Genomic DNA, 19439 nt, shown 5'->3' with positions numbered 1-19439 from the left:
GCTTCGCTGGAAAAATGGCGCAAGCCCTAGTGGCACGGGGCTTTCGCGTCCGGTCGGCCGTATTCGGACCGACTGGTCCGGTGTCGTTCTCAGAGGGTCTTCGCCAGCGCCTCGAGGAAGGTCTCCAGCACCAGTTGCGGGCGGCGCCCCTTGCGCGTCACCGAGGCCAGGGTCAGGTCGTAGAAGCGGCTGGCCGGCTTGAGCACCCGCAGGCGGCCCTGCTGCACCCATTGCTGGGCATAGTGGTCCGGCAGGTAGCCGATGTAACGGCCGGTGAGGATGAGGAAGGCCATGCCCTCGCGATCCGAGGCGCTGGCGGTGCAGCTCAGCACCTGGTACTGGACCTGGATCTCCGGCGGCAGGCGGAAGGTCGGGGCGATGGCGTCCTGGGCGTTGAGGCGGCTGTCGGCGAGCTGGCTGTCGTCCGCGTAGAACAGCGGGTGGCCGACGGCGCAGTAGAGCTGCGAGCGCTCGCCGTACAGCGGCTGGTATTCCAGGCCGGAGAGGGCGTGGCTCTGCGGCACCACGCCGACGTGCAGGCTGCCGTCGAGCACGCCCTGTTCCACCTCGGAAGGCGGCGTCATGCGGATCTGGATGCGCACCTCCGGCCCCAGCTCCTTGAGCCGGGCCAGGGCGTGGGTGATGCGCATGTGCGGCACGGTGACGAGGTTGTCGGTGAGGCCGATGTGCAGCTCGCCGCGCAGCTCGCGGTGCAGGCCGTTGACGTTGTTGCGGAAGCTCTCCAGCGCGCCGAACAGTTGCAGCGACGACTGGTACACCTCGCGTCCTTCCTCGGTCAGGGCAAAGCCGGCGCGGCCGCGTTGGCACAGGCGCAGGCCCAGGCGTTGCTCCAGGTCGCTCATCTGCTGGCTGATCGCCGAACGACCGATGCCCAGCACGCTCTCGGCGGCGGAGAAGCCGCCGCATTCCACCACGCTGCGGAACAGGCGCAACAGGCGGATCTCAAAATCGCTGACCTGGGCCAGGGGATCGGAACGGCGGCTGCTCATTGTTTAGTAGTCGCTTAACTTAAAGTACGAAGATTTGGATTTTCGTGACTTTATGCCCGTGGCACCTTGCCTGGCAACAAAGACCACAGTGCCTCTCTGGAGAGCCACCATGAACATGCCGCAGACCGCCACCCCGTCCCTGGCCAGCCAGCTCAAGCTGGATGCCCACTGGATGCCGTTTTCCGCCAACCGCCAGTTCAAGCGCGACCCGCGCATCATCGTCGGGGCCGAAGGCAACATCCTGATCGACGACCAGGGCCGCCGCGTGTTCGACAGCCTCTCCGGCCTTTGGACCTGCGGTGCCGGCCACTCGCGCCGGGAAATCCAGGAGGCGGTGTCCCGGCAGCTCGGCACCCTCGACTACTCACCGGGCTTCCAGTACGGCCACCCGCTGTCGTTCCAGCTGGCCGAGAAGATCGCCGACCTGATGCCGGGCGAACTGAACCACGTGTTCTTCACCGGTTCCGGCTCCGAATGCGCCGACACCGCGGTGAAGATGGCCAAGGCCTATTGGCGCCTCAAGGGCCAGCCGACCAAGACCCGCTTCATCGGCCGCGCCCGTGGCTATCACGGCGTCAACATCGCCGGCACCGCCCTCGGCGGCATCGGCGGCAACCGCAAGATGTACGGCCAGCTGATGGACGCCGACCACCTGCCGCATACCCTGCAGCCGGGCATGGCGTTCACCCGTGGCATGGCCGAGACCGGCGGCGTCGAGCTGGCCAACGAACTGCTCAAGCTGATCGAGCTGCACGACGCCTCCAACATCGCCGCCGTGATCGTCGAGCCGCTGTCCGGCTCGGCCGGCGCGCTGATCCCGCCGAAGGGCTACCTGGAGCGCCTGCGCGAAATCTGCACCCAGCACAACATCCTGCTGATCTTCGACGAAGTGATCACCGGCTTCGGCCGCCTGGGCAAGTGGAGCGGCGCGGAATACTTCGGCGTCACCCCGGACATCATCAACGCCGCCAAGCAGATCACCAACGGTGCCATCCCGCTGGGCGCGGTGATCGCCTCGAAGGAAATCTACGACACCTTCATGAACCAGCCGGCGGCCGAACACATGATCGAGTTCACCCACGGCTACACCTACTCCGCCCACCCGGTCGCCTGCGCCGCCGGCCTGGCCACCCTGGAACTGCTGGAGAAGGACAACCTGATCCAGCAGGCCGCCGAGCTGGCGCCGCACTTCGAGAACGCGCTGCACGGCCTGAAGGGCACCAAGCATGTGGTCGACATCCGCAACTGCGGCCTGGTCGGCGCCCTGCAGATCGCCCCGCGCGACGGTGACGCGGTGATCCGCCCGTTCGAGGCCGGCCTGGCCCTGTGGAAAGCCGGCTTCTACGTGCGCTTCGGCGGCGACACCCTGCAGTTCGGGCCGACCTTCAACACCCGCCCGGAAGAGCTGGACCGCCTGTTCAACGCCGTGGGCGACACCCTGAACACGATCAGCTGACCGACGCCCCCCTCTCCCTCTGGGAGAGGGCCGGGGGTGAGGGACCGCCAGGCCACACCGAGCCGTGCATGGCACCCTCACCCTAGCCCTCTCCCAGAGGGAGAGGGGACCCGACCGCATTCACATCGAGAGAGCACTTCATGAGCACCATCGCCCACCTGATCAACGGCGACATCGTCCTGAGCGGCCAGCGCACCGTGCCGGTCTACAACCCCTCCATCGGCGAGGCCGTGCGCCAGGTCGAACTGGCCGACCGCGGCACCATCCAGGCCGCCATCGACGCCGCCAAGGCCGCCTTCCCCGCCTGGCGCAACACTCCGCCGGCCAAGCGCGCCCAGGTGATGTTCCGCTTCAAGCAACTGCTGGAAGCCAACAAGGACAGGATCGCCGCGCTGATCAGCGAAGAGCACGGCAAGACCCTGGAAGACGCCGTGGGCGAACTGCAGCGCGGCATCGAGAACGTCGAGTACGCCTGCGGCGCGCCGGAACTGCTCAAGGGCGAGTTCAACCGCAACGCCGGCCCGAACATCGACAGCTGGAGCGACTTCCAGCCGCTGGGCGTGGTCGCCGGCATCACCCCGTTCAACTTCCCGGCCATGGTGCCGCTGTGGATGTACCCGCTGGCCATCGCCTGCGGCAACTGCTTCATCCTCAAGCCCTCCGAGCGTGACCCCAGCTCCACCCTGCTGATCGCCCAGCTGCTGCACGAAGCCGGTCTGCCCAGGGGCGTGCTGAACGTGATCAACGGCGACAAGGAAGCGGTGGATGCCCTGATCGAGGCGCCTGAAGTGAAGGCCATCAGCTTCGTCGGCTCCACCCCGATCGCCGAATACATCTATACCGAGGCCAACAAGCGCGGCAAGCGCGTTCAGGCCCTGGGCGGCGCCAAGAACCACGCTGTGGTGCTGCCGGACGCCGACCTCGACAACACCGTCAACGCCCTGATGGGCGCTGCCTACGGCTCCTGCGGCGAGCGCTGCATGGCCATCTCCGTGGTAGTGGCGGTGGGTGACCAGGTGGCCGACAAGCTGGTCGAGAAACTGGTGCCGAAGATCGCCGCCCTGAAGATCGGCGCCGGCACCTCCTGCGGCCTGGACATGGGCCCGCTGGTCACCGGCGCGGCGCGCGACAAGGTCAAGGGCTACATCGACAGCGGCGTCGAGCAGGGCGCCAGGCTGGTGGTGGACGGCCGTGGCCTGGTGGTGCCGGGCAACGAGGCCGGCTTCTTCGTCGGCGGCACCCTGTTCGACGCCGTCACCCCGGAGATGACCATCTACAAGGAAGAGATCTTCGGCCCGGTGCTGTGCATCGTCCGCGTCGGCAGCCTGGAAGAGGCCATGCAGCTGATCAACGACCACGAATACGGCAACGGCACCTGCATCTTCACCCGCGACGGCGAAGCCGCGCGCCTGTTCTGCGACGAGATCGAAGTCGGCATGGTCGGCGTCAACGTGCCCCTGCCGGTGCCGGTGGCCTACCACAGCTTCGGCGGCTGGAAGCGCTCCCTGTTCGGCGACCTCCACGCCTATGGCCCGGACGGCGTGCGCTTCTACACCAAGCGCAAGACCATCACCCAGCGCTGGCCCCAGCGCGCCAGCCACGAGGCGGCGCAGTTCGCCTTCCCCAGCAACGGCTGATACGCAGCAGAAAGGCCGGTCGAGAGACCGGCCTTTTTGGGCTATGTCCCCGTTAGTTGTTGCATGTCCTGTGGGAGCGGATTTATCCGCGAATTTCGCGGCCAATCGGAATGCCGCCCAGCCGCGCCCACAAGAGCAGCACCAACATGTAACGAGTACATAGCTTTTTGTCTGGCGCGGCGAGTAGGGCGGGTGAAACCCGCGTCGTCGGCTGCGCGGGTTGCACCCGCCCTACCCATATCTCCTCAACCTCACGTCACATCCCCGCCCTCGACGCATTTCGCTCCGTCCTGACTTGCAACGAAAGTACGTCGACCCCCGGCTGAATTTCCCGGAGCGCTTTCCCTATACTCAGGCTTTATGGCCCATGGCCACTGCCAGAGCCTCGCGCGGCTCGCCGGAGGGATGACGAGCAATGTCCTGGATTCGCTGTCTGCTGTGCCTGTCGCTGTGGCTGGTCTGCGGCTCGTCGTCGTTCGCCGCGCCTGTCCTGTTGCAGGAGGACAGCAGCGGGCTCGGCCTGAACGAGCGGGTCGAGCTGCTGGAGGATGTCGGCGGGCAGCTGGGCATCGACGATCTGCAACGGCCCGAGGTGCAGGCGCGTTTCCAGCCGGCCGACGGGCGGGCCAGTGCCGGGCGCAGCCCCAACCCGTGGTGGCTGCGCATCACCCTGCAGCGTGGCGCGGAGGCGCCCGCGCGCTGGTGGCTGGAGCTGGGCGGCATGCTGGTGCTCGATGCGCGTCTGTACCTGCCGGACGGCGAGGGCGGGTGGACAGAGCGCGCCAGCGGCGAGCGGGTGCCGTTCAGCGAGGGGCGCGACTACCCCTACCGGCGCGGCCTGTTCCAGTTGCCGGCGCTGGGCGAGCAGCCGCTGACCCTGTACGTGCGCAGCTACGACCCCGCGGGCAACCTGTTTCCGCTGCGCATCTGGCAGCTCGGCGACCTGCAGCAGGTCAGCAGCGAGGAGAACTTCGCCTACGGCCTGATCTACGGCGTGGTGCTGGCGCTGCTGCTGTACAACCTGTTCATCCTCTTCAGCCTGCGCGACCGCGCCTACCTCTGGTACGTGCTGACCACGGGCTGCTCCCTGCTGATGATGCTGGCCATGTCCGGCCACGCCCAGCAGTACCTCTGGCCGGGCATCGCCACACCGGTGTGGCTGGACCGGATGACGATGCCGTCGCTGTGGAGCGTGCTGCTGATGCGCTTCACCATCGCCCTGTTGTCCCGCCCCGGCGGCTCGCCCTGGCCGGCGCGGGTGCTCAACGGGGTGTGCGTGCTGTACGGCGTCGCCATCCTGATCAACGCCTTGGGCATGCGCCGCGAGGCGTCGCTGATGATCGCCCTGCTGCCGGTGCTGACCATGCCGATCGCGCTGGGTTGGGCGGCCCTGCGCAGCTGGCAGGGTTTCGTGCCGGCGCGCCTCTACCTGATCGGCTACGGCTTCGTGCTGGTCAGTGCAGTGATTCTGCTGCTGCGCGCCGGCGGGGTGATCCCGCCGCTGCCGCTGATCGGCTACTTCTTTCCCCTGTCGGTCTCGCTGGAGGCCATCTTGTTTTCCTTCGCTCTGGCCTACCGCATCCAGATGCTGCGCCAGGAGAAGGCGGCCGCACTGCGCCTGGTCGACCGCGAGAAGAGCGCGCGCCTGGCGCAGATACAGCGCAGCGCCGACGAACTGCAGAGCGCGGTGGCGCTGCGCACCGCCGAACTGGCCGAGGCCAACCAGCAGCTGCAGCACGCGGCTTTCCACGACTCGCTGACCGAGCTGCCGAACCGCCGCTACCTGTTGGAGCGGCTGGACGCGGCGATGGCCGACAGCCTGCGCCGGGGCGAGTCGCTGGCGCTGCTGCTGCTCGACCTCGACCTGTTCAAGCCGATCAACGACCAGTACGGCCACGACGCCGGCGACTTCGTCCTGCGTACCCTGGCCCAGCGCCTGCAGGCGCAGCTGCGGCGGGGCGACTTCGCCGCGCGCCTGGGCGGCGACGAGTTCGCCGTGCTGGTGACCGGGCCCGGCGTGAGGACGGAGCTGGCGCAAGTGGTGGCGCGGCTGCTGCAGGCGCTGAACCAGCCGGTGGAGTACGACGGGGTGGCGTTGAACATCGGCGTGAGCATCGGCTCGGCGCGCTTCCCCGACGACGCCGACCAACTGACCGAGCTGTACAAGGCGGCGGACACGGCGCTGTACCAGGCCAAGCAGCGCGGGCGCGGCACCTTCGTGATGGCGCGGGAGGAAGCCTCCGGCCCGGCATAGCGCCGTAGGGTGCGCCGTGCGCACCGGTGGCCATGCACGGGCTTGCCGGTGCGCACGGCGCACCCTACGAGAGCGGCCATTGCACCGAGCCATCGCTGGTGATGAAAAAGCCCCGCATGAGCGGGGCTTTTTCGTTACCAGCGATGGCCGTGGTGATGGCGACGGGGTTCGCGCCAGTGCCTGTAGCGTGGTGGCGGGGGAGCGGGCACGTAGTACACCGGGCCGGGGCTGTAGTAGACCGGGCGTGGCTCGTAATAGACGGGGCGGGGTTCGTAGTAGACCACCCGGGGCGGTGGCGGCGCCCGGTAGACCGGGGCGGGCGCGTAGCCGCGGTCCGATCTCTGGCTGGCCAGCACGCCGCCGATGATGGCTCCGACCGCGACGCCCGCGGCCACGTCGCCGCGATCCGCCGCATGGGCCTGTTGCTCGCCGGCGAAGGCCAGGCTGGCGATCAGGCCGGTGATGATTGGGATACGCGAAAGCATGGTCGAGACTCCTATGGGGAACCGGTTCTCCGGTCAATGTCTTCGACTGTGCCCCGTGCGGGCCATTGCGCGGGGCAGTGTAAATCCTGTGTAAAACGAGACGGCGACAATGTCGGTCACGATGGATTGGCCCGCCGGAGGCATGGCTCACGGTGTGCCGGTGGGTTTTGCGCTTTACTGCTTGCCGAGAGGCGTGCGAAGGCGCGGGAGCGAGGCCGACGGATGAACGCGATGGTTGTCAGGTGGGGCGGGCTTGCCGTGGTGCTGATGGCGCTGGGGCTGGCCGGCTGTGCCGGGCGCCTGTCCCACGAGAGCATCGTCAGCAAGCGCAGCGAGCCGCGGGCCGGCGAGTTCCTGCAGAGCGACGTGGACCGCATGGCCACGCTGGCGATGCGCGACAACCTCAACAGCCTGTACCAGCTGATGAGCAAGCTGTACCAGCGCAACCCGCAGGAGTGGCGCAAGACCGGCCTGGCCAGCCGCGCCGAGGCGGAGCGGGCGATCCACCAGGCCATCGAGCAAAACCAGCCGCTGCCCCAGCTCGGCGGGCGGCGCGATATCGCGGCGCTGAGTTATTCGCTGGGGGCCGATTTCCAGGGCGACCGGGTCGGCGCCTTCATCTACGCCCTCGGCAGCATGCTGGTGACGGCCCACGGCGGGCGCACCGAGTTCTACCTGACCGACTCGTTCGACGCCCGTTTCATCCACAACGCCGCGCGCAACATCGAGAAGGCGGCGTGGATGCTGGCCCAGCGCCGGGACGCCAGCGGCCGCCCGCTGCTGCTGTCCAACGAGGGCAGCAACCTCAGCTACGCGGTGGAGTTCGGCAAGATGACGGCGCGCCTGGACCTGCTCACCCACGTGCTGGAGGAGCGCTATCGCCGGCTCGGGGTGAATTACGCGCAGAGCCTGCTGTTCCTCAACTTCCTGCCGGTGCAGTGACGCCTCAGCGCTCCCAGCGGCGCAGAACCTTCTCCAGCTCGCCGCTGGCCCGCGCTTTGTCCAGTGCCGCGGCGAAGCGCCGGGCGCGTTCGTCGCCCTTGGTGAAGGCCACGTAGCGCGGCATCTCCACCAGTGGCCTGGGCAGCAGGCGCACGTGTTTCTGGGCGCGCTGTTCCTGGACGAAGTAGAGCAGCTGGGTGCGATCGCCGACGATGATGTCGATGCGCCCGGCCAGCAGCATGGAGACCAGCTGGCGCGGGTTCTGCGCGCTGGTGTCGCGGGCCAGGTCGGCCCTGTCGAAGGCCGACTCGTAGGCGTAGCCGCGCACCTGGCCGATGACGAAGGGGGAGAAGTCGTCCAGGGTCTGCCAGTCTTGGATGCTGGTCTTGGCGGTGGTCATGAACACGGTCGAGCCGGTGCGGATCGGGCCGACCAGTTCGTACTGGGCCATGCGCTCCGGCGTGCCGGCGAACTGGAAGGCCATCTCGGTCTCGCCCCGTTCGAGCATGCGCTTGACCCGTTCCCAGGGGTACAGGCGCAGGCTGTAGGCGATGCCGGCCTGCTGCAGCACCGCCCCGATCAGGTCCACGTCGATGCCACGCGGGGTGTCGTCGTCCTGGGTGACGAAGCTGTAGGGAGCGAACTGTTCGTCGCCGATCACCCGCCAGGTCTCGGCGTGGAGCAGGGGGCTGAGGAGGAGCAGAAGAACGAGCGACAGGCTGCGCATGGTGTCCTCCCGGGCAGGGACGGGCGCCTGGCGCGCCCGTTCATTTCAGCCTAGTGCCTGCGGGAGGATTGCGCGTGGCGATCCGGCGTTGCACCGGATCGGGCATCAGACCTTGCGCACGAACTCCGACTTCAGCTTCATCGCGCCGATGCCGTCGATCTTGCAGTCGATGTCGTGGTCGCCGTCGCACAGGCGGATGTTCTTGACCTTGGTGCCGACCTTCACGACCAGGGACGAGCCCTTGACCTTGAGGTCCTTGATCACGGTGATGGTGTCGCCGTCCTGCAGCAGGTTGCCGACCGAGTCCTTGATCACGCGCTCGTCGCCCGCCTCCGGCGCGGCGTCGGCCGACCACTCGTGGGCGCACTCCGGGCAGACCAGCTGGCTGCCGTCCTCGTAGGTGTATTCGGAGTTGCACTGGGGGCAGGGCGGCAGGGTGCTCATGGCGGTACCTCGGTCGGAGCGGAAAAGCCGCATATTGTATAGGGTTTTGCCCGCCCTGTGGCGATTGGTCGAACCGATGCAGCCGCCGCGCCGTCCCACCTTGCAGGAAGAATGCTCGAACACGGGAGAAAGGGGCATGGCATTCATCGATCTGCGTGGCGTTTCCTGGTGGACCCTGGTGCGCGGCACCGTGACCGACTTCATCGACGACGAACTGCCCGTCTATGCGTCGGCGCTGGCCTTCCAGCTGTTCTTCTCGCTGTTTCCCTTCCTGCTGTTCCTCATCGCCCTGATCGGCGTGCTGGATGCCCAGCCGATCTTCGACTGGCTGCACCAGCAGGCCGAACTGGTGCTGCCGCAGGATGCCCTGGGGCTGGTCGACCCGGTCATCACCCAGTTGCAGACCCAGCAGCCGGGGCTGTTCTCCATTGGTATCCTGCTGGCGCTGTGGACCGCCTCGGCGGCGGTGCGCTCGACCATGGCGGCGATGAACCGCGCCTATGGCGTGGAGGACGGCCGCCCGGCCTGGAAGCTGGTGCCGCTGTCGCTGCTCTACACCGTGGGCGTCGCCATCGCGCTGCTGACGGCGGCGGCGCTGATGGTGGTCGGGCCGCAGGCGATGAACTGGCTGGCCACCCAGATCGGCCTGGAGGAGACCGTGGTGGTGCTCTGGGCCTGGCTGCGCTGGCCGCTGGCGGTGCTCATGCTGATCCTGGTGGTGGCCGCCGTGTACTACCTGGCGCCGGACGTGAAGCAGGAGTTCCGCTTCATCACCCCCGGCTCGATCCTGGCGGTGGTGGTGTGGATCGCCGCCTCGCTGGGCTTCGGCTACTACGCGCAGAACTTCGCCAACTACAACGCCACCTACGGCAGCATCGGCGCGATCATCGTGTTCCTGCTGTACCTGTACATCTCCTCGGCGGTGCTGCTGTTCGGCGCCGAGATGAACGCGGTGATCGAGCACCACGCCAACGAGGGCAAGGACCCGGGCGAGAAGGAGGCCGGCTGAGGCCGGCTACCACAGCGCGCCCAGCTGGCGCTCCAGCCGCTCGCGGTGGTCGGGGTGGGCGATGTCGAGCATGCAGCGCATGCGCTGGCGCAGGCTCTTGCCGCGCAGGTCGGCGACGCCGTACTCGGTGACGATCAGCCCCGCGTCGCCGCGCGGCACGGTGGCCGGCCCGCTCAGGCTGGCGACGATGCGGCTGGCGCCGCCCGCCGTGGACGGCAGGGCGACGATGGGCAGGCCGCCCTTCGAGCGGTGCGCGCCGCGCAGGAAGTCCAGCGCCCCGCCCAGCGCGCCGACGTAGTTGCCGGCCGCCACTTCCGAGTTGATCTGCCCGCCGAGGTCCACTTCGATGGCCGAGTTGATGGCCACCAGGCGTTCCTGGCGGGCGAGCACGTCCGGGTCGTGGGTGTAGGCGGTGGAGCGCAGCATGATCGCCGGGTTGTCGTGGGCGAAGTCGTGCAGCAGGCGGCTGCCGAGCAGCACGCCACCGACGCTCAGGCCACGGTCCAGGCTCTTGCGTGCATTGGTGATGGCGCCGCTGCGCATCAGCTGGGCGACGCCGTCGCCGATGCTGCCGGAGTGCACGCCCAGGTCGCGGTGGTCGGCCAGCGCGCCGAGCACCGCGTCGGGAATTGCGCCGATGCCCACCTGCAGGGTGGCGCCGTCCTCGACCAGCCCGGCGATGTGCCAGGCGATCTGCGCGTCGACCTCGCGGATGCGGCTGGGCGGGTTCTCCAGCGGCGGCCGGTCGGTGTGCAGGATGGCGTCGATATCGTCCGCGCCCAGGGTGCGCTCGCCCTGGACGCGCGGCGCCTGCCGGTTGACCTCGGCGATCACCACCCGCGCGGTGTCCAGCGCCGGCAGCAGGTACTCGTGGGCCAGGCTCAGGCTGTAGCGGCCGTCGGCGTCGGCGGGGGCGAGCTGGAGCAGCAGCACGTCGATGCGCAGGGCGCCGCTGCCGATCAGCGCCGGCAGCTGCGAGTAGTGGCAGGGCAGGATGTCGAGCGCGCCGGCCCTGGCCAGCTCGCGATTGGCGCCGGCACCGCAGTAGGCGAGGAAGTCCACGCAGTCGGCGTGCTCGGGCCGGCAGGTGTCGCTGTTGGCGATGCCCAGCATCACCCGGAAGCGACCGATGCGTTGCCGCTGGGCCATCAGCGCCTGGGTCAGCGGCAGCGGCTCGGCGTTGGCCTGGCCCCACAGCACCGTGTCTCCCGGGCGGATCAGGGTGGACAGGTCGAGGTTGTCGGTCTGCAGCGGCGTGGCCATGGCGAACTCGCGGCGAAGGCGCGGCCGGCGGATAACCGGCCACGGCGGGGGAATGGGGGAGGTGGCGGCGACCGGCTGGCCGCCGCCCGGGGTCAGACGATGGACGACGGGTGCTTGGCCAGCGGCGTGACCTGGATGGTCATGAAGGGGAACAGCGGCAGGCTGGACAGCAGGGCGTGCAGCTCGTCGTTGCTCTCGACATCGAACACGCTGATGTTCGAGTACTGGCCCACCACGCGCCACAGGTGCGGCCACTTGCCGGCCTGTTGCAGCTCGATGGCGCGGGCCTTCTCCGCGGCCTTGATGGCCTCGATCTCGTCCTGCGGAATGTCGCGCGGAATGTTCACATCCATCTTTACGCAATACAGCATGGGGTTCTCCCGTTCAGGTCAGATCTTGCTCTGGCTCAGTTCGCCGGTGAAGGGTTCGTCGCTGTCGCCGAGGACCTTGGCGTCCACGTCTTCCAGGCGCACGCCACGGGTCTCCGGCAGCAGCAGGACGGCGGTGATCGACAGGGCGTAGGCCACCAGGCAGAAGGTGCCGATGGAGTTGGCCAGGCCGATGCGCTCGGACAGCACGCCGACGCCGGCGATGGACAGCGCGCCGAGGGACTTGCCCAGGTTGTAGGAGAAGCCCATGCAGGTGGTGCGCACGTGGGTCGGGAACAGTTCGCTGAGGAACGGGCCGAGCACCGCGAAGATGCCGGTGGCGAAGGCGCCGACCGGGAAGGCCATGAGCAGCAGCAGGGTGGTGCTCATCGGCACCAGCATGTAGATCACGGTGAAGATCCAGGCGCCGACGCTGAACAGCAGCAGCGCCGGGCGGCGGCCGTAGCGGTCGGCCAGCCAGGAGGTGATGACGAAGCCGGCGAAGGCTCCCGCGCACATCACCAGCATGGTGAAGATCACCGGGCCGGGCTTGAGGCCGCGCTCGCTGACCATCAGGGTCGGCAGCCAGGCCATGATGGTGTAGGCGGCGGCCTGCAGGCCGGTCACCAGCATCGCGCCGAGCAGGGTCAGTCGCACCACGCCGGGGCGGAAGGCAGAGAGGATCGAGGCCTTCTCCTGCACCTTGGCGGTGGCCTGCTTGTAGATTTCCGGGTCCTTGACGTGACGGCGGATGAACAGCACGAAGCCGGCCGGGATCACGCCGACCCAGAACGCCACGCGCCAGGCGATTTCCTGCGGCAGCCAGGCCAGCAGGGCGGTCATCACCACGGCCGCCAGGGCCCAGCCGAAGGCGAAGCCGCTCTGCACGAAGCCGAGCGCCTTGCCGCGGTGCTGCGGACGGATCACCTCGGCCATCAGCGCAGCGCCAACCGCCCACTCGCCGCCGAAGCCGAGGCCCTGCAGGGTGCGCACGACCAGCATCTGCTCGTAGGAGGTGGTGAAGCCTGCCAGCGCGCCGAAGAAGGTGAACCAGCAGATGGTGAAGATCAGGATGCGCACGCGGCCGTAGCGGTCGGCGAGGATGCCGGCGATCCAGCCGCCGAGGGAGGCGGAGAGCAGCGCCGCGGTGCCGAGCACGCCGGCCTCGCCCTTGGAGATCTGCCAGATCGCCATCAGCGCCGGCAGCAGGAAGCTGAACATCTGCGCGTCGTAGGTATCCAGCGCCCAGCCGGAGAAGCAGGCCCAGAAAGTCTTGCGCTCCCGGGAGGAGCCGGTTTTGTACCATTCGAACATGTTGACCGTCCTTCTTGTTATTGGATGTCGGCTCATGGCGCAGGGCAACCATGACGTCGGTGTCGGGCCCGGCCGGGGCCGGGCGTTCTGGCTGAAACAGCCGTTGCGGCGAGCGCCTCCTGGCACGGGTCCGCGGTGTTCTTCGCACGTTCCGGAGCATGCGGCAGATCGCGCCGGCCGCCCATTTGCGATTACGAAAGCCTGTCTTTCGGCTGCCCTAAGTGGCGGCGCGGGTCAGGCGTCGCGCGGCGCGACCAGGATGTCCTGGGCCATGCTGGCGACCAGCAGGCCGTCGCGCCGGTAGATGTGGGTCATCGCCAGGCCGCGCCCCGAGAGGCTGCGCACGGCGTCGTTGACGAACAGCAACCAGTCGTTGGCGTTCAGTTCCAGGCTGTGGAACCAGAGCGTGTGGTTGAGGTTGCTGATGTAGTAGTGCTGCCACAGTTCGAGCATGCCCAGCGGCGGCGCCAGGCTGCCGTTGAGCCAGCAGTCGGACATGTAGGCCAGGGCGGCGTGATGCAGGCAGCCCTCGCCGACCAGCGGCTGGCTGAGGCGCACCCAGTAGGCGATCCGGCGCTGCTCGGCCGGGCGCTCGAAGTAGCCCTCCGGGTGGATCGGCCGTACGTCCAGCACCGGCCGCGCGGAGAAGCGCAGCTGCACCGCCTCGCTGTGCTGCGGGTAGCGCGCCGCCAGTTCGCGCAGGGTCGGCAGGCTCTCCGGGTCGGGCGCCGGGTGCTCCAGCCGGTGCGGCTGGCCGGGGTGGGCCTGGGCCAGCTGGAACGAAGCGTTGGCGCTGAACACCAGGCCGGTGCCCTGCACCCCGTACAGGTGGCGGGTGGAGAAGCGCCGGCCCTCCTGCAGGGTTTCCACGCTGTACTCGATGCCGTCCTGCGGGCGGGCGCCCTGCAGGAAGGTCATCTGCAGCATGCTCGGGCTGCGCTGCGGCGCGGTCTGCGCCGCCGCCCACAGGGCCTGGCCGAGCAGCTGGCCGGCGTACACCCGGCCGTTGGCGTTGGTGTCGCAGACTTCGCTGCGGTAGCCGTTCTGGCCGTTGTGTTCGAGCGACAGCAGCTCGGCGAGGTCGCGCTGGTCCCAGGCGCGGGCGTTGGCGCCGCTGGCCATGTCAGCGCCTCATTCCGCGGGGCTCAGCGCCGTCAGCGCGCTGCGGCCGGGTTCCCGCGAGGGCTGCTCCAGGGCGGAGAAGTCCAGCGCCACCGAGGTGACATCCTGCAGCGCGGAGGCGTCGATGTCGCCGACCAGCTCGATGACCTTCACCCCGTCGGCGGTGATCTCCAGCGTCGCCAGGTCGGTGTACACCCGGCTGACGCAGCCGAGCCCGGTCAGAGGGTAGCTGCAGCGCGGCATCACCTTGCTGCGGCCCTGCTTGTCGAGGTGCTCCATCATCACATAGATGCGCTTGGCGCCGATGGCCAGGTCCATCGCCCCGCCGACCGCGGGAATCGCGTCCGGCGCGCCGGTGTGCCAGTTGGCCAGGTCGCCCGCGGCGGAGACCTGGAAGGCGCCGAGCACGCAGATGTCCAGGTGGCCGCCGCGCATCATGCCGAACGAGTCGGCGTGGTGGAAGAAGGCGGCGCCGGGGGCCAGTTTGATCGGCTCCTTGCCGGCGTTGATCATGTCCCAGTCCTCCTCGCCGGCCGGCGCGCCGGTCCAGCGGCCGAGCACGCCGTTCTCGCTGTGCAGGAAGATGTCCTTGTCCGCCGGCAGGTGGTTGGCCACCATGGTCGGCAGGCCGATGCCCAGGTTGACGTAGGCGCCCTCGGGAATGTCGCGGGCCACCCGGGCGGCCATGGCGTTGCGTGTCTGTTTGTCCATCTCGGCCTACCCCGCCTGCTGCTGAAGGAATGCCGGCGCGGCGCGCCGGACGATGCGCTGGACGAAGATGCCCGGCGTGACCACCTGCTCCGGGTCCAGCTCGCCCAGCTCGCAGATGCGCCCGACCGAGGCGATGGTGGTGCGCGCGGCCATGGCCATCACCGGGCTGAAGTTGCGCGCGGTCTTGCGGTACACCAGGTTGCCCCAGCGATCGCCGGCCTCGGCGTTGATCAGCGCGTAGTCGACGTGGATCGGCGATTCGAGCACGTAGTGGCGGCCGTCGATCTCGCGGGTCTCCTTGCCCTCGGCCAGCAGCGTGCCGTAGCCGGTGGGGGTGAAGAAGCCGCCGATGCCGCAGCCGGCGGCGCGCAGGCGCTCGGCCAGGTTGCCCTGGGGGATGATCTCCAGCTCCAGCTTGCCGGCGCGGTACAGCTCCTCGAACACGTACGAGCCGCTCATCCGCGGGTAGGAGCAGAGGATGCGCCGCACCTGGCCGGCCTTGAGCAGCGCGGCCAGGCCGGTGTCGCCCTGGCCGGCGTTGTTGCTGACCAGGGTCAGGTCGCGGGCGCCCTGGGCGATCAGCGCCTCGATCAGGTCTTCGGGCATGCCGGCGCCGCCGAAGCCGCCGACGGCGATGGTGGCGCCGTCGGGGATGTCGGCCAGCGCGTCGGCGGCGCTGGGGGAAAGCTTGTCGATCATGCGGTTGTCCTTTCTCTTCTTGTGGCGTCGGGGACCGCGCCGACGGGCATCGGCCCGCGTCGCAGGGCCGCTGGAAGCGGCTTCCCCCGCATGAAAATCAGCTTGCCAGCGCGCCCCGGGGTCGACAATTTCAGTCTGCGGAAGGGCCGCTTAACCGCCGGTTAAGGTGCCGCGCGCAGGGCGGCGCGGGGGCTCAGACGCCGGCCACGCCGACGGTCATGCCGCCGCAGACGTACAGCGCCTGGCCGGTGACGAAGCCGCTGCGCGCGTCGAGGAAGAACGAGGCGGCCTGGGCGATGTCCTCGGGCACGCCGAGGCGCTTGACCGGCACCGAGTCGATGATCGCCTGCGTGCGCGGGCTGTCCGCCGGGTTGGCGCGCTCGAATAGCTCGGTACGGATCGGCCCCGGGCCGATGGCGTTGGCGGTGATGCCGAAGCGCCCAAGCTCCAGCGCCCACACCCGGGTCATGCCGATCAGCCCGGCCTTGGTCGCGGCGTAGGCGCTGCGCAGCTCCTTGCCCAGGGCGGCGCGCGAGGACATGTTGAGGATGCGCCCGAAGCCGGCCTCCTTCATGCCCGGCAGCAGCGCCTGCATGCACTGCAGCGAGCAGCGCAGGTTGAGCGCCCAGACCCGCTCCAGCTCCTCGAAGCTTTGCTCCTCGGCGCTGGCCGGACAGACCATGCCGACGTTGTTGACCAGGCGGGTGATCGGTCCCTCGGCCAGCGCCGCTTCGAGGGCGGCAGCGGTGGCGGCGGTGTCGCTCAGGTCGGCGATCAGGCCGTCGCCGACGCGGTCGATGATGACCGGCTCGAAGCCGTCCTGGCGGCAGCGTTCGGCGATGGCAGCGCCGATGCCGGAGGCACCGCCGGTGATCAGTACACGTTGTTTGGACACGGGTATTTCCTCGACTTCAGACAGTGGCGACGGGGTTCAGCGGCGCGCCCACGGCGCCCGGCAGGCGCAGCGGCGGCGCGGTGAGCAGGAAGCGGTTGCGGCCGTGGGCGCGCAGCCAGTTGGCCAGTGGCGTGAGGTGCCACAGCTCGCCCAGGTGCACGCCGAGCTTGAACAGGCAGTGGTGGTGCAGCGGCATCACCGAGCAGCAACTGCCCGGCTCGCCGGAGGGGAAGATTTCCACCGAGTAGTTGTCGGCGGCGATGGCCACCAGGTCGCTGTCGGTGATCCAGTTGAGCAGGCGCTGGTCGTTGCCGTCGAGCACCGCGGCGAGGCGTTCCAGCGCCTGCGGGTCGGGGTTCTTGTTCATCCCCAGCAGCGCCTCGGCGTAGCCGGTGTGCAGGCAGACGATGTCGCCCGGCTCGACCTCCACCCGGTCGGCTTCCAGCACGCGCATCAACTGGTCGTAGCCGACGTGGGTGCGGCCCAGGCCGAAGTGGTGGTGCAGGTCGATCATCACCCCGCGCCCCTGCACGCAGGTCTCGGCCATGCGCTCGATGCCCAGGGCGTGGGCGCAGGAGGTGCTGTGCAGCTTGATCGCCCCGGCGATGCCGCAGTCGGCCAGGTCGTCCGGACCCTCGACATCGCCGCCGGCGGTGAAGCCGTTGTAGTACAGCGGCTCGGCGATGCCGTCGCCGTCGGCGTCGAACAGCGCGCCGACGTGGGACAGCGCGTCCCACTGGGTCGAGTACTGCAGGTGGAGGATCGCCAGGTCGTCGCTGAGCACGTCCGGGCGGCCTTGCTCGATGCGCTCGTAGGCGTAGTTCATGTTGACCCCGCCCTTGCGCAGCAGCGGGCGCAGGATCGGCGGCAGGCGGTTGACGTTCATCGCGTTGCCGCCGGGGTAGTCCAGCGGCAGGCTGAGGCAGAAGGCCAGGCCCTCGCGGACCTCGGCGATGCCCTGGCGGACCTTTTCCGGGGTCAGCAGGTTGAGCCGGCCGATCTGGTCGTCGGGGCCGAAGTCGCCCCAGTTGGAGCCGTCGGGACGGCGCTTCCAGCGTTGTGCAGCCATGGGAGATTCCTTGGTTTCGGATGCGGGGACGCGGGGAGCACAAGGCTCCCAGACCTGCCCGGGGCGGACAATTTCGCTCTGCGAAAGTCCCGCTTAAGCGAGGCTTAAGCCTGCAGGGCGGGGGTGTCCGGGGTGCGGTACCAGTCGATCAGGCTGTCGGCGAAGTCGCGGGCGAAGGTCGACAGGCCGTCGAAGTCCTGGGCGCAGAGCTGGAAGGTGCGCACGGCCCAGGGGTCGAGCAGCTTGCAGGAGCCGAGGTTCTGCCGGCCCTTGAGGCGCTCGTAGCCGGCCTGGGGGACGATGGCGATGCCGGCGCCGGCCTCGACCATGCGGAAGATGGCGTCGGAGCTGGCGACCTGCACGCGGATGTTCCACGGGATGTGCAGCGCCGAGGCGGCGCGGTTGAGGAACACGTGCAGGGCGCTGCCTTCCAGCAGGGAGACGAACTCGTAGGCCAGGGCGTCCTTGAAGTACACCTCCTCCTGCCGGAGGATCGGGTGGTCCTGGGGGGCGATGATCATCAGCCGGCTGTAGACGAACGGCACGCTCTGCAGGCCATCGGTGACCACGCTGCCGGAGACGATGCCGAGGTCGGCGCTGCCCTCGCGGATGGCGCGGACGATGTCGTCGCTGAGCCGCTCGCGCATGTCGATGTGCACGTCCGGGTGGCTGCGCAGGTACTCGCCGACCACCGGCGGCAGGTATTCGGTGATGGCCGTGGTGTTGGCCAGCAGGCGCAGCTGGCCCTTGAGGCCCTCGGTGAACTGCTGCAGGTCGCCGGTCAGCAGCTCCAGCTGGGAGAGGATCACCCGCGCGTGCTGCAGGTAGGTCTTGCCGGCGTTGGTCAGCGTCACGCCCTGGGGCGAGCGCTCCAGCAGGCGCATGCCGAGGTTGTCCTCGAGGTTCTTGATGCGGTTGCTGGTGGCGGGCACCGAGAGAAAGGAGCGTTCGGCGCCGCGCGTCAGGCTGCTGGTTTCCGCGATGTTGATGAACAAGCGGAAATCGGTGATATCGAAATGCATCGCCATGGTCGAGTACGTCCTGCCAAGTGATGGTTCACGGTACTGGCTGGTAGCGCCCCTGCCTAGGCGACGTTCGTCGGCGGGGGCGTCGCGCCTGTGCTACCAGGCCGAGGGCTCGAAGCGGAAGCCGTTGCCCTCGCGGCGGATGAAGCCGCAGTGCGGCTCGCCGAAGTGCACCGGCATGATCAGCGCCTCGCTGTCGGCCGCGCGGTTGAGGAACTCCAGGCGCGTCCTGCGGGCGGTGTCTTCCCAGATGCAGTAGCCGGAGTTGATGTCGGGGCGCACGATCTGCACCGGGCTGTGCAGGATGTCGCCGCAGAAGATGCCTTCCTCGCCGTTGGAGCGCACGCGGAAGGTCACCTGGCCCGGGCTGTGCCCCGGCGCGGCCTCCACCACCAGGCAGTCGGCGATCTCCTGGCCGGGCTGCGCCATCCGCGCCAGACCGGCGTCGACGATCGGCATCACGCTGTCGAAGAACGAGTCGCCGAACACGTCGATCACCCCGGCTTCCCTGTTCTTGCCCTGGGCGCAGAAGTCGAAGTCGTCCTTGGGCAGGTAGTAGGTGGCGTTGGGGAAGGTGGGCACCCAGCGGCCGTCCTGCCAGGTGGTGTTCCAGCCGACGTGGTCCGAGTGCAGGTGGGTGATGACCACATGGGTGACCTTCTCCGGCGGCGCGCCGGCGGCGATCATCCACTCGCGCACCAGGGTGTTGAGCATGTTCATCCGCGGGATGCCGGCGCGCGGCTTGAAGTTGCCGACGCCGGTGTCGACCACCACGATGTTGCTGCCGACGTGGACGATCCAGAACTGGATGGTGACGATCAGCTTGTTCATGTGCGGCACCCAGTGGTTGGGCGCCATCAGCCCGCGATGCTCCTCGAGCACGCCGGCGTCCATGGCGGGGAACAGGAAGGCCGGGTCGTGGGTGGGGCCGGCGTATTCGAGGATACGGGTGACCTTGATATCTCCGATCATGCGTGACTGCATCATGGTGGTGTTCCTCATCTTGTTC

At 68.7% G+C, this 19439-nt stretch carries 19 protein-coding genes; 5 read left to right on the top strand and 14 right to left on the bottom strand.

What is annotated here, in order from left to right; genetic code table 11:
• Positions 1-89: 89 nt before the first annotated feature.
• Positions 90-1010 carry a LysR family transcriptional regulator gene (locus tag N5D30_RS03965; protein ID WP_279907761.1) on the bottom strand — a complete coding sequence of 307 codons (921 nt, stop codon included), beginning with the start codon at positions 1008-1010 and terminating at the stop codon, positions 90-92.
• Positions 1011-1119: 109 nt separating this feature from the next.
• Here N5D30_RS03965 and N5D30_RS03960 point away from each other — a divergent pair, with 109 nt between their 5' ends.
• The 3 genes from N5D30_RS03960 (at position 1120) to N5D30_RS03950 (ending at position 6357) form a co-directional block, all read left to right on the top strand.
• Positions 1120-2466, top strand: a complete 1347-nt coding sequence (locus tag N5D30_RS03960; protein WP_279907760.1) for an aspartate aminotransferase family protein — start codon at positions 1120-1122, stop codon at positions 2464-2466.
• Between the two features lie 140 nt (positions 2467-2606).
• Positions 2607-4103 (top strand): CoA-acylating methylmalonate-semialdehyde dehydrogenase, encoded by a 1497-nt coding sequence (locus N5D30_RS03955; protein ID WP_220811734.1) that lies wholly within the window; start codon positions 2607-2609, stop codon positions 4101-4103.
• A gap of 415 nt (positions 4104-4518) precedes the next feature.
• Positions 4519-6357 carry a sensor domain-containing diguanylate cyclase gene (locus N5D30_RS03950; protein ID WP_279907759.1) on the top strand — a complete coding sequence of 613 codons (1839 nt, stop codon included), beginning with the start codon at positions 4519-4521 and terminating at the stop codon, positions 6355-6357.
• Between the two features lie 134 nt (positions 6358-6491).
• Here N5D30_RS03950 and N5D30_RS03945 read toward each other — a convergent pair whose 3' ends face one another.
• A complete protein-coding gene (locus tag N5D30_RS03945; RefSeq protein ID WP_279907758.1) occupies positions 6492-6842 on the bottom strand; it encodes a hypothetical protein in 351 nt (116 codons plus the stop codon).
• A gap of 222 nt (positions 6843-7064) precedes the next feature.
• Here N5D30_RS03945 and N5D30_RS03940 point away from each other — a divergent pair, with 222 nt between their 5' ends.
• Positions 7065-7784 carry a hypothetical protein gene (locus N5D30_RS03940; RefSeq protein ID WP_279907757.1) on the top strand — a complete coding sequence of 240 codons (720 nt, stop codon included), beginning with the start codon at positions 7065-7067 and terminating at the stop codon, positions 7782-7784.
• 4 nt (positions 7785-7788) lie between these two features.
• Here N5D30_RS03940 and N5D30_RS03935 read toward each other — a convergent pair whose 3' ends face one another.
• A complete protein-coding gene (locus N5D30_RS03935; protein WP_279907756.1) occupies positions 7789-8511 on the bottom strand; it encodes a transporter substrate-binding domain-containing protein in 723 nt (240 codons plus the stop codon).
• A gap of 105 nt (positions 8512-8616) precedes the next feature.
• Entirely contained in the window at positions 8617-8955 is a 339-nt protein-coding gene (locus tag N5D30_RS03930) for a zinc ribbon domain-containing protein YjdM (RefSeq protein ID WP_220811742.1), read from the bottom strand.
• Between the two features lie 136 nt (positions 8956-9091).
• Here N5D30_RS03930 and N5D30_RS03925 point away from each other — a divergent pair, with 136 nt between their 5' ends.
• Positions 9092-9964: a YihY/virulence factor BrkB family protein gene (locus N5D30_RS03925; protein ID WP_279907755.1), complete on the top strand. Its 873-nt coding sequence runs from the start codon at positions 9092-9094 to the stop codon at positions 9962-9964.
• A 6-nt stretch (positions 9965-9970) separates the two neighbouring features.
• Here the strand turns inward: N5D30_RS03925 and N5D30_RS03920 are convergent, their stop codons facing one another.
• The 10 genes from N5D30_RS03920 to N5D30_RS03875 form a co-directional block, all read right to left on the bottom strand.
• A complete protein-coding gene (locus tag N5D30_RS03920) occupies positions 9971-11227 on the bottom strand; it encodes an acetyl-CoA hydrolase/transferase C-terminal domain-containing protein (RefSeq protein WP_279907753.1) in 1257 nt (418 codons plus the stop codon).
• A 92-nt stretch (positions 11228-11319) separates the two neighbouring features.
• Positions 11320-11598: a muconolactone Delta-isomerase gene (gene catC, locus N5D30_RS03915; RefSeq protein ID WP_220811748.1), complete on the bottom strand. Its 279-nt coding sequence runs from the start codon at positions 11596-11598 to the stop codon at positions 11320-11322.
• 18 nt (positions 11599-11616) lie between these two features.
• Positions 11617-12909, bottom strand: coding sequence for an MFS transporter (locus N5D30_RS03910; protein WP_220811750.1), 1293 nt, complete (start codon positions 12907-12909; stop codon positions 11617-11619).
• A gap of 234 nt (positions 12910-13143) precedes the next feature.
• The gene (locus N5D30_RS03905; protein ID WP_279905230.1) at positions 13144-14031 is read right to left on the bottom strand and encodes an acyl-CoA thioesterase domain-containing protein; all 888 of its coding nucleotides are present in this window, start codon (positions 14029-14031) and stop codon (positions 13144-13146) included.
• A 9-nt stretch (positions 14032-14040) separates the two neighbouring features.
• A complete protein-coding gene (locus N5D30_RS03900; RefSeq protein WP_279907752.1) occupies positions 14041-14742 on the bottom strand; it encodes a 3-oxoacid CoA-transferase subunit B in 702 nt (233 codons plus the stop codon).
• Between the two features lie 6 nt (positions 14743-14748).
• The gene (locus N5D30_RS03895; RefSeq protein ID WP_279905228.1) at positions 14749-15441 is read right to left on the bottom strand and encodes a 3-oxoacid CoA-transferase subunit A; all 693 of its coding nucleotides are present in this window, start codon (positions 15439-15441) and stop codon (positions 14749-14751) included.
• A 193-nt stretch (positions 15442-15634) separates the two neighbouring features.
• On the bottom strand, positions 15635-16336 hold the full coding sequence (locus N5D30_RS03890) for an SDR family oxidoreductase (RefSeq protein WP_279907751.1): 702 nt from the start codon (positions 16334-16336) through the stop codon (positions 15635-15637).
• Between the two features lie 16 nt (positions 16337-16352).
• Positions 16353-17405: a cyclase family protein gene (locus tag N5D30_RS03885; protein ID WP_279907750.1), complete on the bottom strand. Its 1053-nt coding sequence runs from the start codon at positions 17403-17405 to the stop codon at positions 16353-16355.
• Positions 17406-17509: 104 nt separating this feature from the next.
• Positions 17510-18433, bottom strand: a complete 924-nt coding sequence (locus N5D30_RS03880; RefSeq protein ID WP_220811760.1) for a LysR substrate-binding domain-containing protein — start codon at positions 18431-18433, stop codon at positions 17510-17512.
• A 93-nt stretch (positions 18434-18526) separates the two neighbouring features.
• Positions 18527-19417, bottom strand: coding sequence for an MBL fold metallo-hydrolase (locus tag N5D30_RS03875; RefSeq protein ID WP_279907749.1), 891 nt, complete (start codon positions 19415-19417; stop codon positions 18527-18529).
• Positions 19418-19439: the final 22 nt, after the last annotated feature.

The organism is Pseudomonas sp. GD03875 (genome assembly GCF_029840585.1).
GTDB classification, from domain to species: Bacteria; Pseudomonadota; Gammaproteobacteria; order Pseudomonadales; family Pseudomonadaceae; genus Aquipseudomonas; species Aquipseudomonas paralcaligenes.
This window is presented reverse-complemented; position numbering and strand designations above follow the sequence as displayed.

Excerpts from the sequence above, each read along its gene's own strand:
- N5D30_RS03940 (WP_279907757.1), top strand. The coding sequence starts at position 7,065 with ATGAACGCGATGGTTGTCAGGTGGGGCGGGCTTGCCGTGGTGCTGATG.
- N5D30_RS03930 (WP_220811742.1), bottom strand. The coding sequence starts at position 8,955 with ATGAGCACCCTGCCGCCCTGCCCCCAGTGCAACTCCGAATACACCTAC.
- N5D30_RS03880 (WP_220811760.1), bottom strand. The coding sequence starts at position 18,433 with ATGGCGATGCATTTCGATATCACCGATTTCCGCTTGTTCATCAACATC.
- N5D30_RS03950 (WP_279907759.1), top strand. The coding sequence starts at position 4,519 with ATGTCCTGGATTCGCTGTCTGCTGTGCCTGTCGCTGTGGCTGGTCTGC.
- catC (WP_220811748.1), bottom strand. The coding sequence starts at position 11,598 with ATGCTGTATTGCGTAAAGATGGATGTGAACATTCCGCGCGACATTCCG.
- N5D30_RS03920 (WP_279907753.1), bottom strand. The coding sequence starts at position 11,227 with ATGGCCACGCCGCTGCAGACCGACAACCTCGACCTGTCCACCCTGATC.
- N5D30_RS03895 (WP_279905228.1), bottom strand. The coding sequence starts at position 15,441 with ATGATCGACAAGCTTTCCCCCAGCGCCGCCGACGCGCTGGCCGACATC.
- N5D30_RS03910 (WP_220811750.1), bottom strand. The coding sequence starts at position 12,909 with ATGTTCGAATGGTACAAAACCGGCTCCTCCCGGGAGCGCAAGACTTTC.
- N5D30_RS03965 (WP_279907761.1), bottom strand. The coding sequence starts at position 1,010 with ATGAGCAGCCGCCGTTCCGATCCCCTGGCCCAGGTCAGCGATTTTGAG.
- N5D30_RS03945 (WP_279907758.1), bottom strand. The coding sequence starts at position 6,842 with ATGCTTTCGCGTATCCCAATCATCACCGGCCTGATCGCCAGCCTGGCC.
- N5D30_RS03955 (WP_220811734.1), top strand. The coding sequence starts at position 2,607 with ATGAGCACCATCGCCCACCTGATCAACGGCGACATCGTCCTGAGCGGC.
- N5D30_RS03875 (WP_279907749.1), bottom strand. The coding sequence starts at position 19,417 with ATGATGCAGTCACGCATGATCGGAGATATCAAGGTCACCCGTATCCTC.
- N5D30_RS03900 (WP_279907752.1), bottom strand. The coding sequence starts at position 14,742 with ATGGACAAACAGACACGCAACGCCATGGCCGCCCGGGTGGCCCGCGAC.
- N5D30_RS03960 (WP_279907760.1), top strand. The coding sequence starts at position 1,120 with ATGAACATGCCGCAGACCGCCACCCCGTCCCTGGCCAGCCAGCTCAAG.
- N5D30_RS03885 (WP_279907750.1), bottom strand. The coding sequence starts at position 17,405 with ATGGCTGCACAACGCTGGAAGCGCCGTCCCGACGGCTCCAACTGGGGC.
- N5D30_RS03935 (WP_279907756.1), bottom strand. The coding sequence starts at position 8,511 with ATGCGCAGCCTGTCGCTCGTTCTTCTGCTCCTCCTCAGCCCCCTGCTC.
- N5D30_RS03905 (WP_279905230.1), bottom strand. The coding sequence starts at position 14,031 with ATGGCCAGCGGCGCCAACGCCCGCGCCTGGGACCAGCGCGACCTCGCC.
- N5D30_RS03925 (WP_279907755.1), top strand. The coding sequence starts at position 9,092 with ATGGCATTCATCGATCTGCGTGGCGTTTCCTGGTGGACCCTGGTGCGC.